The sequence below is a fragment of the Porphyromonas crevioricanis genome (genome assembly GCF_900167225.1).
In the GTDB taxonomy this organism is placed as follows: domain Bacteria; phylum Bacteroidota; class Bacteroidia; order Bacteroidales; family Porphyromonadaceae; genus Porphyromonas; species Porphyromonas crevioricanis.
In genome coordinates this window covers 146,477-161,049 of record NZ_FUXH01000001.1, presented here as the reverse complement: position 1 = coordinate 161,049, position 14,573 = coordinate 146,477, and the positions used below count along the sequence as shown (strand labels likewise).

Sequence of the window (14,573 nt, the reverse complement as noted above, 5' to 3'; positions counted from 1 at the left end):
AGGAAATAACCTAATTACTCACTAATCTTTTTTGATATGAAAATGAAATGGATTTCATTTACGCTGCTAGCAGCCTTGTCTCTCATAGGTTTTACGGCTTGCAACAGCACAGACGAACCTGACTACAAAAATGGCTATGGAGATCAGCCAGTAAACTTCGAGACAAACATTCGAGGCCTGGCTACTCGTGCTCATGATACAAAGTGGGACAACAATGATGCTATTGGCATCTTCATGTTCAACTCCGGCTCGAACATCAGCAATGTAAGTACTCTTCCGGCTGCCAACAAACAATACATTACTCCCGAAGCCGATGGGAAGTTTGTACCCGCCAATGCCGAAAACACGATCGTATTTCCGGGAGCCGATCAGAAGGTAGATATTATCGCTTATTATCCCTACACCCAGACTCTTCTGAGTGGGAACATCTACAACGTAGACATCGCCAAACAAGCTCCGTTGTCGAATATTGACCTGCTCTACTCCAATGATCTGAAAAACGTAAGTGCCTCTACCCCCAAAGACCAGATCAAACTTGGCTTCCGTCATATGCTGTCAAAGATTATTTTTGAAGTAAGCATGTCTGACGGTTCAGCTATCAGTGATATGTCGACTACACTGAAAGGTTTTGAAACAAAAGCCAAATTCAATCTTTCGGATGGTACCCTGACTAATGTAGAGGGAACAAAAGATTTTGCAGCCATCGTCAAAGACACCAAAGCCGAAGCTATCATCATACCGAAAAACGCCAAGATCGGCAATGTAGACTTCGTCGTGGGAGGGAAGACTTATGTATGGGAGCCTAAAGATGACCTCAAAAAAGTCGAAGCCGGTAAGAAGTACACATTCAAGGTAAAACTCATGCCTGATGGTACAGTCGAAACTCTCAACCCCGGCGGTACAATCACTGACTGGGATAAGATCGATGGTGGTGAATATGAAATCAATGCCGAAGGAGGCGATACTCCTGCCGACATCACCATAGAAGGTGAAACAACACTGAACTTCGACAAGACAGCCTCTACCAAAACGTTATCGCTCAAGACAACAGGTAAGTTTGAAATCAGCAAGCCCGAAGCTGCCAACTGGATCACCATTACTCCTGCAAGTGGAAGCGGAGATACAAACGTAGAAATCAAAGTAACCGCCAACGAAACGACCAGCGAACGCACGGCCGATCTCACCATCAAATCTCTTGCTACCAAGTCTACTACCGGCAAAACGATAACTATCACGATCAAACAAGCTGGCAGAGAAGATGGCCCACAACCAGCCTCTAATCTGCTTTTCCCTGGCTCCGACTTCGAGAATTGGGATACTTTCATGGATGCTTTGGCTCAATATAAAACGAACCCCAAAATACCGGATTATGCAAGCAAAGCAGAAGGCCTTGGCATGGATGGAAAAACAGCCCTTCAAATAAAGGGGAAAATAGAAAAGAATCCTTATCTCTTCACAGTCAAGTCCACACCGGAAATTCTAGCCTCCCTGAAAGGGAAATCTCGTATCAATTTCTATGTAAAGGGTTCTATATCTGATGGGAGGAGTCTGTCAATCAACATCTACCAAAAATCTGATAAGTACAAACAGTTCCCTGTATTTAACATGGGAGACATCAAAGACAAGGATATCCTCGTAGAAGCAAGCCCAACGAATGAAAATGCATATAAGGGAGAAGTCAATACCAATGGCAAATGGATAAAAGTTTCTCTGGATATCTCAAAGATCTCCAATAATGAGGTTACAACAGCAAATATGTTTACTCTTAAGACAGGAGGAACTGCAACTTACAATCTCCTTATCGATAATATTACGGTTGAGTAAACCGAAGGCTTAATTACCCGAATGAATAAAAAGGCGGTGCCGATAATCGGCATCGCCTTTTATTTATTCTCCAGGTTTGCCCCTCTCGAGACCTTTGCATAAGCCCTTGCGACTTACCTTTTTATTGACTCTACAGGATGCAGTAATCGCAAGATATTGAGACTGAGGGAGAACAGTGAGTGTACTTATCATTATGACCAAGCCCGAATGTCGAAGATAACACAGCGAGTACCGTGTTATGCAACAATCTTAGTAAAGGGCAAACCCTACCAATCCTGCCAGAACAATCATCAAAATAGGATGTATCCATTTCTTGATCGTAGCTACGAACGCCAAAGCAAAGAGAAACAAACTCCGCCAGTCCACGAAGTTTTCGCGAACGATAATGTTATCCAAACATAGCTGTTCGGAAGCCGGACTGATCAACTCCGAAATAAATCCGCTCTGAATGGACAAGAGCAAAGCAGCCGAAGCGATAAGGCCTACTGTAGCTGGTCGAATACCTTGGAAAGAAGCCTCGACATACTTATTGTTCCTGAACTTGCTGAAATAATACGAGATGATAAGCACCAATATAAAAGAGGGCAAACTAACAGCCGTGGTTGCAACAACAGCTCCCCAAACAGAGCCAGTCACCTTATATCCGATATAGGTAGCACTGTTGATTCCTATCGGCCCCGGAGTCATCTGGCTAACAGCCACAATGTCTACAAATTCTTGAGCAGAAAGCCAATGGTATTGATTAACGACCTTGTCCTGAATGAGAGACAACATGGCATACCCCCCTCCAAAACCGAAAAGACCGATTTCGCAATAGACTAAAAATAGCTTGAGGTACAACATCGAACAAAAAAGAACTACAAAGCAGGAGAATGTATCACGAGTGATTTTCTGCCCTTCTCTGCAATGCCCGCTTGATAACAAATGTATAGAAAAGCCCTCCCAAAGCGGAAAGCAATATCACAAACACAGGAGAAACCCCAAAATACCAAACCGAAACAGCAGACACAATTGGTATCCAAAGAGCAGAACGCTTCATCTTCATCGCCTGCCAAGTGCGTAATACAGGGGCTGCAATCATCGCCACAACAACCGGACGGATCCCCATGAAAATGCGAGAAATGATCTGATTATCCCTAAACTCAACGAAGAAAATAGCGATACCCAAGATCACTACAAAGCTGGGCAAAATAGTTCCCAAACAACAAAACACCGCCCCCAATACTCCACGAAGGCGGTACCCGATGAAGATGGAGATATTCACAGCAAATATCCCCGGCATGGACTGCGCCATGGCAAACAGATCGAGAAAGCCTTCTCGGTCGATCCAAGCCTTCCGATCTACCAACTCCTGCTCTATCAGGGGCAACATAGCATACCCTCCCCCAAACGTAAATCCGCCAATTCGGAAAAACGTAAGGAAGAGGGTTAGTAATTCTTTCATACTCTCTCCTACAGAAGATCAGTATCGCCTGCGACTCGAACGCCCGGACGATTTGCTCTTGCTTGCAGAGGTCTTGGCAGGCTTTGCCGCTTTTACTTTTTTAGGTTTTGGATCAGACTTCGCTGTCTCTTTGGTGCGAGAGGTACGTTTCCGGTTTATCGATTTGGCTGATTTACCAGTCTTACCCTCCATTTTGCGATTCATCCACGTAGTGTCTTGTGTAGCATAGAGGCCTTTCTCGAAGTTTTTCAACTCCAACTCAATACGCTTTTGCTCCATTTTGATCGAATCCGGTGTATTGCAATACTGAGCAATCGACCGATCAAGCAGGTTAGAAGCCATCACGATGTCCCCACGATACATACGCATCCGGAAAAAGTCGTCCAAAGTAGCCGAATGTACATTATTCAAGCTGCTAAGCATCGCCTTTTGCCGTGCGATGTATGGCCTGATATTCTCGTATGGAATCCAGAACAGAGGAGTATTGCTTTCTTCTCCATAATCCCCCACATCGGAGAGGATTGGGCATAGAGCCAATATCTTCAGGTCATAGGCACTATTCTGCGGATTGAAATACCACAGCTCCTTGATGTAATAGGCTTTGATATTGTTGGAAGGGATATCGGATGGCTCTATCTTAAAAAGCCTTCCGCTCTCCTTTGGAGCAGCCGCATACATGATCTGTGTTCGATCTAAAAAGTCTTTGAACTGCAAACGATGTTCCTCATCGAAAGCCTCGTAGCCATCCATATACTCATACACGGCTATGGCATCTTGATTGAGCAAATCAAAGACCGTAGAGAATAAGTTCCTCATACCATCTCTGGCACGTACAGGGTAATACAGAGGAGCATTGGAATCTTTGGTAAGATCCAATCTGCGGTATATTACACGCTCCCACGGAGTCCCGTCCGTCTTCTGAGATAACAGCTCATTGAAACTCTTCGCCCGGTTCGACAGAGAACTTGCAGGATCGCTCTTTTTCTGTCCGCGAGATTTGGCTCCAGCTGCCCGTCTCACTGTCACGCCCCCCTCATCGGGGACATCATTTTGAGCCATCCCCGAAGGAGCAGCAACAAGTACGACAGATACAGCCAACAATATTTTTGAGATCAGTTTCATAATCAGTTTACTATTACTTCCATAGGGGTGATACGCCTTGTGATTCCATCCGGTCCGATAGCTTGTACATCGGTAATATAGAATGGCTTCCCTCGTTGCAACGAACGGATCTGTCTTATTTGTCGCTCCGAAAATTCAGCTCCGTTAGAGACTTCGGGTATCGTGTTACCCATCGAATCGAAGAATTTTGTTGCGAACTTCACCACTTTGTAGCTCACATCAAGCACATTGTCGTCTATGGCAGCCTTGAGGCCTCCAGCAGACAGTAGTTGAGACTTGGCAATGCGCCCTCCCTTAAAACGAGTGGGATTGCCCTGCGCATCCTTGATTTCTATGTAAGGAGTAGGATCCGGCAGGGCTCGGACTTTCAGTTTGTTTTTAGTCATTGTCTGTACTCGCCCATCAGTCATCTTGGCGGAAACGGTTATCTCCACTTCCGTGCCGACTTTGGCCGGACGGGCAATCCATAGTTCGCCACGCTTGGTTATCTGCCCATTGGTCATAGAGACAGACACATTCTGGGAGGGAACCCCGGGGACTGCTATACTGATCGGGTTCTCTATACCTGCGTAAAGAACATTCATCAAGACCGGTGCCACGGATGCCATTGGCTCGGTAACATAGTATTCACTCTTAAACTCTCTGCGCATACTGCTACCGTCGGCACGCTTCATCTCTACATAGCCTTGCACAGGATAAGTACCCGGAGCTCCGGCAACAGAAGTGAAAAGACCTTTGCTCTCGGCCGGCAACTGACGTCCACCTACATAAATATCCGGTTGTAATGTGGAGTCTACGCTCGACAGCACAATCTGAGCACGGTAGGTATCTCCTCTCATCACCACTTGGCTTTGGGGGATCACTTGGGCTGTAATCAAATTGACTCGATAGTCTCCGACATCAACAGACTTCAACAAGTTTGTCAAGACTTCTCCTTCGGCAAATCGCACATCACTCTGGATCTTGGTGAGCATCGTTATGGCAGCACTCACCGGCATACTCTCAAACAGAGAAGCCTCCCAAGAGCTTTCCCTATTTGAGGTCTGTGTATCCAACATACGCTCTATTGTAGCCAATTTGGCCGTATCCGATACCAGCTTGCCCGATAAGGCCCTAAAGTCATCTATTTTCTGCCTCAAAGCTTTTCCCTTGCCATTGATGGGGTTGAGCAAGACATAGGAAGCAGCCTCCAGATCATCTTTGTGCTTGATATCTTTGACATCGGCAGTGGATCCATCGGATTTGCGAACAATATCCGATTTGATCTTCTCGATAAACAGACACAAGTCTTCGGAGCTTTTTCGGATCTGCTCTCCTCTCTCAAGCCATTTCCGGACTTTCTCCGGATTGGAGGCATAGGCTGTCCTCAATTCTTCCAACAGAAGCAAATTGCGTCTGTCAGTACCACCGATAGTAGCATCCAAGCCTCGGTCTACCTTCTGGAACCCCTCAAGCACCTCGGAAGAGACATTGAGGGCCATCATGGCGATGAAGACCAAGTACATCAGATTGATCATCTTTTGCCTATTGACATTGCCACCCGATCCTACAGACATATCGTTTTAATAGGTTATATCCAAGTTCTAAACATTAGAAGCAACACGACCCAAGATTCGTATATCACGATTCGGATTGCTTTGGGGCTCCAGCACCCATATTGGGAACATTCATATTCACCGTAAGAGCGGATAGCAGACGAGCATACACTTCATTGAGTTTGGTAAGCTGCGCTGCCATGCGCTCATTCTCGGTACGGAAGTGAGAGCTATCAATCACCGTACCATCGTACATATCCCGAATATGCTGCAAGCCTCGGTTGATGTGCTCTATCGTGTCTATCTGAGAGCTGATACCCTTGAGTTGTATCTCATATATGGTATTCAGACCAGCAATGTTACGCCCGAGATTTTCCATTTCCTTCTGATAGCCTGCAGAGGCCTCGGTCATTCCTTGTAATTGCTCATAGGTCTGCACCATTCCTTCGGACATCTGCCCTATACGCGCAAGTTGTTCGGAAGCCAATGCCAACTTCTCTATTCCGTCTTTCAATTTGGCAAGTTGATCTTCGGGCAAGATGTCGGACAAGGGAGATTGTGGCACTCCTGCTGCAGACGGAGAAGTAGCAGAAGTTACAGAAGCTGTGTTGACCACGGGTGCCCCTGCAAGAGGAGCCGTGTAGGGGAAGGGGAAGCCCTGTATCCCATCTCCACTCTGAGCCGCCTGCCGGGCTTTTTCCTGAAAGTACTCCTTGCGAGCCTCCATTTCTTCCTTATCCATAGGGTTATCCGAATCCAACTGAGGGAACAGATTCTCCCAATGATATTCATTTGCCGGTTTCTCGAAAGCAGAGATGAAGAAAACGAAAAACTCGGTCATCATCCCAACAAACAGCATTTGATTGCCGAATGGCAAATGCAGGAGCTTAAACAATGCCCCGATAATCACAACCGCAGCTCCCCAGCTGTAGAAAAAGTTGAGTACACGCCTACCCTTTCTACTAGCCAAAAAGAGCTCCAATCTATTTCTGTATCGTCTATATTTCTTTCCCATGACGGTAGAGTCTTATTGTTCGTTTATTTAAAAGCTACAGTCGTGCGCACACATCTAAAACCGATATAGGAGCGGGGCACGTTCTGATATTCACTGCTACGTGTAGTACTACGGATAAATCGTGCTACATCTTTCCATGAACCGCCACGTACCACTTTCCGCTTCAAGATGTAGGGATCTTGCAGATCGGCTGTATAAGAAAGCTCAGGGTTGATGTCGTTAAACTGCATCAAACCACTCTCGGTAAACACCGAGCTGGTCCATTCAGCCACATTACCTGCCATATCGTAGAGTCCGAAATCATTCGGCGAGTAAGATCCCACACGAGAGGTAATCAAATGTCCATCCGAAGTATAGTCTCCTTCGCCCGGCTTAAAGTTGCCCAGGAAACAACCTTTGCCACTCCTCAGATCATCGGTACTCCAAGGGTACTTATTATTGCTGTTTCCTGTGCGAGCAGCATACTCCCACTCGGCCTCTGTAGGCAAACGGAAGTCCTCGATAACCTGCCCGGCAGGCAAATCCAACCCTTGACGGAAAGATGCCGAACGCCAAGCACAGAAAGCCAAAGCCTGCTCCCAACTGATCCCTACAACCGGATAGTCGTCATAACCCGGGTGGTTGAAATAGAGCTTCATATATGTATCGTTCTGAGCATTGGGAAAGTCATTTATCCAGCAAGTCTCATCGGGATAGATCGGCACGATATAGGTATTCAGGAAATCATATTCACTGGACAAGGGGCGTGTAATAGTTTCCGATATTACTTTTCCGGCGTCATCTATGTAGGCTGTATCCTTGGAAACAAGCACCTGTTCGTCCAAATTGGGTTTAATATCGGTGTTAAGGTTTCTCTTTGCAGCATCCAACTGATGTTTGCGAAGAGCCGCAGAGCGATAGTCATAGACTTCGTATCGATAGAGCATCTGGTTGGCATCCAATTTGCGCTCTCGGGTCACCGGATTGGTATAGTACACGCTATTGATTGCCTCCAACTCGCTCTCGGAAGCTCTTTTGCCAGAGGGGATAGGTTTAGACCAATCCAAATGTGGAGTCACAGGATCTCCATACCGATCCTCCGTGATCTTAAACTCGGAAAGACCGGCATAGGCAGGGTCGGCCAATCGCTCTCTGATTATAGAATCTCGCACATAGTACACAAACTGGCGATACTGCGCATTGGTAATCTCCGTGCGATCCATCCAAAAAGCATCCACCGAAATCGCTCTGGTGATGGAAGGGCTTCCCCAAATCGAGTCAGTAGAATCTTTGGAGCCCAACACAATCGTACCTCTAGGTATCTGTATCATACCGTAGGGTTGAGGCTCATTCCAACTGCTGAGCCGAGCTCCGGTAAGCTCACCTCCAACCGAAGAACGACCGGAGGCACAGGACAAGAAAGACCCGACAACTCCCAAAGTCACCGAGCAAACCGTCGCATATATCAACTTCGATATCTTCATCTATACTGTCTTAATAATATATCTACACCTCAATTCAAAAAACCGGGCCTGGATTTTCCTAAAGCAAACGCACGCTTTTGTATCGGACATCCCCCTTCTTGGTTTGCGATAGCGGAAAGCTATATGTCAAAAGTAGTTCGTGGCTCCCCCAATTGCGATGCGCCAAAGAAGAGGTCGGCATCTCAAAAGCATAGGTAGCAAACACACTCCCCAAACGCATACCGAACGAGAGACCTGCAGCTGCCATCGGACGATACATCAGGGAGGCATAGAACTTGTCTGCATAACTCATCCCCATATTCACGTCCACCCGATATGAATACCCATCAGTAAGCGCAAAGACCGAAGGGTACCAAGCCAATAACGAACCCACGGGCTTTATATTGTATCCCGCAAGTAAGTTGTACGAAGGTACTAATCTTATGTAATGATTGAGATCATACTTCAGCTGTGGGTTCAAAATATGTCTGGCAGCCACACCGACATACCACTTAGGGTGTATATACATGAGCCCGGCACGCAAGTCAAATGTTTTTCCACCCACCTTGGTCAGAGGGATAGCAGGGTCATTGCCTCCGCTCCCTTCGCCTTCGGGGAGTTTTACTTTTGTGCCATCGAAACTACTGTTGTAAAAACACCCTTCTACGCCGATACTCAAAAATCCGGATTTGAGACGTTGCCGAAAGGCAAACTGCCCGGCAAGCTCCGTCTGTGTAAAAAGCCCTATTGTCTCATTGGTTAGCACGATACCGGCTCCGTGTTGCTGCCCCCAAATAGGTATAGGCGCATCCGCCATCAATACAAAACTCTTTGATGCCCCGGGCATTCCCTCCCATTGCCTGTTGTGCAAAGCTGTCAGCTTGACCTCTCCACTACGGCCGGATTGGGCAGGGTTGTAATACCCCATGGCATGACTGTACTGAGAGAGCGACAAATCGGACTGTGCCGACAGGCTGAAAGCAGCACCCCGGAGTATAAGCCCCCCGAAAAAGCAAAGGCACAAACGAATGATCTTCCCCATACAAACAACAAAAGGACGGCACACGTGAGGCACAATACGCAGCTCACCTCTGCCGTCCCTTGTCTTTTTACAACGCTTCCGATCTCCGATTTAGTATGTAATCAAAAACAGAGATTAGTACTCATCTTCGTCAAAAAAGAAATCTTCCTTGCTGGGATAATCAGGCCAAATATCTTCGATAGACTCGTAGATATCCCCTTCATCTTCTATCTCTTGCAGGTTCTCGATCACCTCAAGCGGAGCACCAGAGCGTTGTGCATAGTCAATAAGTTCATCTTTACTTGCAGGCCAGGGTGCATCCTCCAACTTAGATGCCAATTCCAGAGTCCAATACATAAGGTACCTGTTCTTTAGTTAATTACTACTCTTTATCACGAAGAAACAAACATAAAGAATGTCACTCCGAAGGACAGCACAAAAATAAATGATTATAACGAATATGCAAGCCTATGGCAAATATTATTAGTCCATCATCCGCCTGCGGTAGTCATTATCAATATTTTTCCTGTCGCTCTCGGAAGGAATGAAATGCTCCGATCTCTCCAATTGATCAAGCAACTTCTTGTCTTCGGAGCTGAGCGAATGAGGGATATGGACATTTACATGAACCAACAAATCTCCCTTGCCATATCGAGAGCCATAAACAGAAATGCCTTTGCCACGCAAACGCAACACCTTGCCCGGTTGTGTACCCGGCTCTATACGCAGCTTGACTTTCCCATCCAATGTAGGCACCACAACTTCCCCTCCCTTAGCAGCTAAAGGAACGGAAACGAGCAAATTATATATCAAGTCGTTGCCATTGCGGATAAGATTCTCATCCGGCAGCTCCTCAACAACAACCAACAAGTCGCCATTGATACCACCACGGGGGGCTGCATTCCCCTTTCCGGAGAGAGAGATCTGCATTCCTCCGATCACTCCGGCCGGAATGTGAATATCTATAGACTCCTTGTCTCGCACAATTCCGGAGCCTCCACAGTGGGAACAAGGGTTTTCGATTACTTCGCCCACTCCTCCACAGGTACGACAGGTCGTGGAGCTTTGCATTCTGCCGAATATGGTATCCTGTACAGAGGACACAACGCCCGACCCATGACAGGTCTGACAAGTGTGCTTGTCTTTGCTTTCCTTACAGCCTACGCCGGAACATTCCTTACAAGGGACATATTTGTTCAGTGCAATGGTTTTGTCCACTCCTTTGCTTATATCAGCCAAAGACAGCTTGATACGTACTCTTAAGTCCGACCCCTTGGAGACCGGACGAGCAGATCCTCTGCCGGATGAAAAGCCCGAACTAAAACCACCAAAACTACCAAACCCACCGGAACCGAAAAGGTCGCCGAACATACTGAAAATGTCTTCCATAGACATTCCCTGTCCACCAAAACCTCCGGCACCGGAAGCTCCGCCTACACCTGCATGGCCAAATTGGTCATAGCGACTTCTCTTTTGCGCATCGCTCAATACGCTATAAGCTTCGGCTGCTTCCTTGAATTTCTCTTCGGCTTCTTTGTCCCCCGGATTCTTATCCGGGTGGTATTTGATTGCCAGCTTACGATATGCCTTTTTCAGCTCCTCTTCTGTGGCATTCTTGGCCACCCCGAGGACTTCGTAATAATCTCTTTTACTTGCCATCTATACAAATCCTCCGAAAGTAAATCATTGGCCTACAACCACTGCAGCAAAACGAAGCACCTTATCATTCAAGGTGTAGCCCTTGCGTGTACAGTCTATCACTTTGCCTGCCTCTTCGGGGCTGGGAGCGGGTATCATAGCCACTGCCTCATGCTTTTCATCATCAAACACCTCTCCCACAGTCTCTATGGGTTTCACACCCTGGGCTGTAAGAAAGTCGGTCATCTTCTTGTAGATCAACTCCACACCCTCTGCGAAAGGTGTCTTGCGCTCCTCTTCCGGCAGGTTGGATATGGCACGCTCCATGTCATCCACTACGGGAAGTAGATCTCGAAGGGTACGCTCCCCTCCGTTGCGTATCAGTTCACTTTTTTCTTTCAGGGTACGCTTGCGATAATTGTCAAACTCAGCCATCAGCCTCAAATGGTCATCTCGAAGAGAGTTCAATTCCCGATTGAGCTTTGTCAGCTCATCCTCCTCGGGGATCTCGGCAGTTGCCTCTTTGTCTGTATCCGGTTGCGCTGTATCCTGTACTTCTTCGGTCGGCATTTCCGGGGCTTTTCCGGCTTCTGTCCGACTGTGTTTTTTATTGCTCATTACTATGTATTTTGGGTTTTCTTTCTTGAATTCTATACAAATAACATACCAACCATATGAAACTCCTTATTTTGACAACAATCCAAGGATTCTCGGACAAGTAGGCACCAAGAACTGTGCAATATGACAATCTGCCTTAATGAATGGAGAAAAAGTCCGACAAGGCTTGATTCTAAATTGAAGAAACTTTCTCAACTGGGAATTGCTCTATTCTGTTTATTTGACAATTGTATTGTTATCTTCCGTTATTTGCATTTTGCCCTAAATCAGGGCTATTTTCCCCCTGTTTTCCCTCTCTTTTTTGATGTCGAGGGGAGTCGTTTTTTGCTAACACGGGAGAGAACGAAAATTATCTCCTGAGGAAATTATTTTTTTCTCCTGTGTTAGCAAAAATTCTCTCAGGAGAGAAATTCGGCCCTTCCAGAACGCCCTATTCATCGGCATTCTGGCAGGTGCATAAAGCAGTCAAAAAGCAGTTGCATTGGCCTATCCTATAAGGAGGCTCTTTTCCCCCTATTTTTCGGTTTTTACCGCAAGTGTATTTTTACAAAATACATCAACTTCAATAGCGACTGGTGGACCATAACTCAAGGCTACTATACAGACAAAAAATGGGGTCGCCCACTCTTAAAGCAGACGACCCCAATATCATTACCTTGACCTTGGAGCTATTGAAACAGTCTTTTTAGAACCGGTACAATGGTATCTCCTATCTTACCCTCCTTTTTCAGAGGGAAATACGACAAATCAAATGCGCTTTACCAACTCTATAAAGAGCTTCTCCATGCGTTCACCGGCAGCTTTAGCCGCACGGATCACATCATCGGCATCATTCACAAAATCATCGGCAAAATGATAGCCTTCATTCGTGATCACACTCATACCGAACACACGAAGTCCAGCATGGCGAGCTACAATCACTTCAGGTACAGTACTCATACCAATAGCATCGCCACCGACAGATCCCCAGAACTTATATTCGGCTGGTGTTTCGTAGGAAGGTCCCGTAAGGCCGACGTAGACACCTTCTTTGAGTTCGAGCTTCAGCTCCTTGGCTATCTCTTTCGCTTTTGCCACATACTCTCGGTCGTAAGCCCGAGTCATGTCGGGGAAACGCACCCCAAAAGTTTCCATGTTCGGCCCGACAAGGGGATTAGGCATATTGTTGATGTGATCGGTAATGATCATCAAATCACCAACCTTGAAAGAGGTATTCACCCCTCCGGCAGCGTTTGACACAAATAAGGTCTTTACTCCCAACAACTTCATCACTCTCACAGGGAAAGTAACCATCTCCATCGGATAACCTTCGTAGTAGTGAAAACGTCCCTGCATGGCTATCACAGGCACACCGCCCAACTCACCACAAATCAAATTGCCCTTGTGGCCGACAGCCGTAGATTTGGCGAAATGAGGAATCTCTCCGTAAGGGATCACAGTCTTATTGCTTATCGCCTCTCCGAGTTCACCCAACCCGCTGCCCAATATAATTGCTATTTGTGCTTTCTGAGGCAAGCGGGAAGCTATGTAAGTCGCCGCCTCGTGATAATTCTGTTCTTGCATAATCTTTGAGGTATTGGTTTTAGTGTTGTTATCAATTCATTAGCATAGCCATGGCTTATTTTGCTTGCCGGGCTTTTGCAATCAGCTTATAGGCAACCTCAGCCGCCTTATCTATAATCTCATCTTCTCCTTCTATCTTGCCATGCAACATCAAAATCCGACCATCTACAATTGTCGTGTCGACGACGGCAGAGCCGGAGGCCGAATAAACAAGATTTGATACAAGGTTGTGACAAGGTACCATTTCGGGTTTTTTGAGGTCTACCAGACATAGATCTGCCAGTTTTCCTTCAGCTATCACTCCGGCATCAATACCCATAATAGCTGCACCATCGGCTGTCGCTGTGCGATAGATATCCCGGGCACTTACTGCTGTAGGATCCTTCCTCCAAGCTTTGCCCATGAGAGCTGCCAAGTGCATGGCTCTGTACATATCCAAATTGTTGGAGCTGGAGGTTCCATCGGTACCCAAACCAATCAGGATGCCTCGCCGACGCATTTCCTCATAGCGAAATTGGTAGCCCGAAGCTAATTTGAGGTTGGAAGCGGGGTTGTGCACCACCTTACATCCATATTTGGCCAATAGATCCATTTCCTCCTCGTCCACCCACACAGCGTGAGCCAAAACCAAATGAGGACTGAGTACTCCCAACTTGTGCAGATAGCGAACAGGGCTAAGGCCATACTTCTCCATGGCATCTCGGCATTCACCCTCCGTTTCAGAAAGATGCAAGTGTATCAAGACATCATTCTCCTCGGCAAACCGGTGGCAAAACTGCAATTGCGGCCCACTCACCGTGTAGATAGCATGAGGCCCGATAGAGAATGTGATACGATCCGAAAAGGCCTTGAATTTCTCCAGATAGACATAGCTCTGCTCCCTATCCAAAGCCGCTCGTTCGGGATCATCCCTATCGAAGAGAGTGTAGCTCAACACTGCTCGTAGCCCCATGTCTTCGACAGCTTGAGCAGTAGACAACGGGAAGGTGTACATATCGAGAAAAGCCGCCGTACCACTCCTGATCATCTCCAGGCAAGCCAGCTTGGAGCCCCAATACACATCCTCCGGAGTCAAGTGCGCCTCTACCGGCCAGATATACCCCTCAAGCCAATCCATTAGATTGAGATCATCTCCATAACCTCTGAAATAGGTCATAGCCGAATGAGTATGGCAGTTATACATACCGGGCACAATGGCTTTGTGGCTGCCATCGATGAGCCGCATATCGACTCCCGACTCTATCTTGGGAGCAATGCGACTAATCCGGTTACCCTCAATGAGCAAGTCTGTAGCCTGCCCATCGAGGATTGCCCCTTGTATCAGGATTTTATTTGCTTGTTCTTTCATTTC

Annotated in this window: 13 protein-coding genes; 1 reads left to right on the top strand and 12 read right to left on the bottom strand. The window is 46.8% G+C overall.

Annotated features, from left to right (window positions below):
- The first annotated feature begins 36 nt into the window (after positions 1-36).
- Positions 37-1,824, top strand: coding sequence for a fimbrillin family protein (locus B5D48_RS00710; RefSeq protein ID WP_023938919.1), 1,788 nt, complete (start codon positions 37-39; stop codon positions 1,822-1,824).
- Positions 1,825-2,073: 249 nt separating this feature from the next.
- Here the strand turns inward: B5D48_RS00710 and B5D48_RS00705 are convergent, their stop codons facing one another.
- The 12 genes from B5D48_RS00705 to B5D48_RS00645 all read right to left on the bottom strand — a co-directional run bounded on the left by B5D48_RS00705 (position 2,074) and on the right by B5D48_RS00645 (position 14,570).
- Positions 2,074-2,667: a chromate transporter gene (locus B5D48_RS00705; protein WP_023938918.1), complete on the bottom strand. Its 594-nt coding sequence runs from the start codon at positions 2,665-2,667 to the stop codon at positions 2,074-2,076.
- Positions 2,668-2,701: 34 nt separating this feature from the next.
- Positions 2,702-3,268, bottom strand: coding sequence for a chromate transporter (locus B5D48_RS00700; protein ID WP_023938916.1), 567 nt, complete (start codon positions 3,266-3,268; stop codon positions 2,702-2,704).
- 18 nt (positions 3,269-3,286) lie between these two features.
- The gene (porN, locus tag B5D48_RS00695) at positions 3,287-4,390 is read right to left on the bottom strand and encodes a type IX secretion system ring subunit PorN/GldN (protein ID WP_023938915.1); all 1,104 of its coding nucleotides are present in this window, start codon (positions 4,388-4,390) and stop codon (positions 3,287-3,289) included.
- Positions 4,391-4,392: 2 nt separating this feature from the next.
- A complete protein-coding gene (gene porM, locus B5D48_RS00690) occupies positions 4,393-5,946 on the bottom strand; it encodes a type IX secretion system motor protein PorM/GldM (RefSeq protein ID WP_023938914.1) in 1,554 nt (517 codons plus the stop codon).
- A gap of 64 nt (positions 5,947-6,010) precedes the next feature.
- Positions 6,011-6,940, bottom strand: coding sequence for a type IX secretion system motor protein PorL/GldL (gene porL / locus B5D48_RS00685; RefSeq protein ID WP_042120671.1), 930 nt, complete (start codon positions 6,938-6,940; stop codon positions 6,011-6,013).
- 23 nt (positions 6,941-6,963) lie between these two features.
- Complete coding sequence (gene porK / locus B5D48_RS00680; protein ID WP_023938910.1) at positions 6,964-8,403, bottom strand: T9SS ring complex lipoprotein PorK/GldK; 1,440 nt, start codon at positions 8,401-8,403, stop codon at positions 6,964-6,966.
- Positions 8,404-8,461: 58 nt separating this feature from the next.
- Positions 8,462-9,424, bottom strand: a complete 963-nt coding sequence (locus B5D48_RS00675) for a PorP/SprF family type IX secretion system membrane protein (RefSeq protein ID WP_023938909.1) — start codon at positions 9,422-9,424, stop codon at positions 8,462-8,464.
- A 114-nt stretch (positions 9,425-9,538) separates the two neighbouring features.
- Positions 9,539-9,760, bottom strand: coding sequence for a DUF2795 domain-containing protein (locus B5D48_RS00670; RefSeq protein WP_023938908.1), 222 nt, complete (start codon positions 9,758-9,760; stop codon positions 9,539-9,541).
- 126 nt (positions 9,761-9,886) lie between these two features.
- Complete coding sequence (dnaJ, locus tag B5D48_RS00665) at positions 9,887-11,062, bottom strand: molecular chaperone DnaJ (protein WP_023938907.1); 1,176 nt, start codon at positions 11,060-11,062, stop codon at positions 9,887-9,889.
- A gap of 24 nt (positions 11,063-11,086) precedes the next feature.
- Entirely contained in the window at positions 11,087-11,659 is a 573-nt protein-coding gene (locus tag B5D48_RS00660; protein WP_023938906.1) for a nucleotide exchange factor GrpE, read from the bottom strand.
- Between the two features lie 747 nt (positions 11,660-12,406).
- Positions 12,407-13,222: a purine nucleoside phosphorylase I, inosine and guanosine-specific gene (locus B5D48_RS00650; RefSeq protein WP_036887598.1), complete on the bottom strand. Its 816-nt coding sequence runs from the start codon at positions 13,220-13,222 to the stop codon at positions 12,407-12,409.
- A gap of 55 nt (positions 13,223-13,277) precedes the next feature.
- Complete coding sequence (locus tag B5D48_RS00645; RefSeq protein WP_023938901.1) at positions 13,278-14,570, bottom strand: amidohydrolase family protein; 1,293 nt, start codon at positions 14,568-14,570, stop codon at positions 13,278-13,280.
- Between the last annotated feature and the right edge of the window lie 3 nt (positions 14,571-14,573).

Bases quoted from the DNA above. Each gene is read 5' to 3' on its own strand.
- dnaJ (WP_023938907.1), bottom strand. From the start codon at position 11,062: ATGGCAAGTAAAAGAGATTATTACGAAGTCCTCGGGGTGGCCAAGAAT.
- B5D48_RS00700 (WP_023938916.1), bottom strand. From the start codon at position 3,268: ATGAAAGAATTACTAACCCTCTTCCTTACGTTTTTCCGAATTGGCGGA.
- porK (WP_023938910.1), bottom strand. From the start codon at position 8,403: ATGAAGATATCGAAGTTGATATATGCGACGGTTTGCTCGGTGACTTTG.
- porM (WP_023938914.1), bottom strand. From the start codon at position 5,946: ATGTCTGTAGGATCGGGTGGCAATGTCAATAGGCAAAAGATGATCAAT.
- porN (WP_023938915.1), bottom strand. From the start codon at position 4,390: ATGAAACTGATCTCAAAAATATTGTTGGCTGTATCTGTCGTACTTGTT.
- B5D48_RS00705 (WP_023938918.1), bottom strand. From the start codon at position 2,667: ATGTTGTACCTCAAGCTATTTTTAGTCTATTGCGAAATCGGTCTTTTC.
- B5D48_RS00660 (WP_023938906.1), bottom strand. From the start codon at position 11,659: ATGAGCAATAAAAAACACAGTCGGACAGAAGCCGGAAAAGCCCCGGAA.
- B5D48_RS00650 (WP_036887598.1), bottom strand. From the start codon at position 13,222: ATGCAAGAACAGAATTATCACGAGGCGGCGACTTACATAGCTTCCCGC.
- B5D48_RS00710 (WP_023938919.1), top strand. From the start codon at position 37: ATGAAAATGAAATGGATTTCATTTACGCTGCTAGCAGCCTTGTCTCTC.
- porL (WP_042120671.1), bottom strand. From the start codon at position 6,940: ATGGGAAAGAAATATAGACGATACAGAAATAGATTGGAGCTCTTTTTG.
- B5D48_RS00670 (WP_023938908.1), bottom strand. From the start codon at position 9,760: ATGTATTGGACTCTGGAATTGGCATCTAAGTTGGAGGATGCACCCTGG.
- B5D48_RS00675 (WP_023938909.1), bottom strand. From the start codon at position 9,424: ATGGGGAAGATCATTCGTTTGTGCCTTTGCTTTTTCGGGGGGCTTATA.
- B5D48_RS00645 (WP_023938901.1), bottom strand. From the start codon at position 14,570: ATGAAAGAACAAGCAAATAAAATCCTGATACAAGGGGCAATCCTCGAT.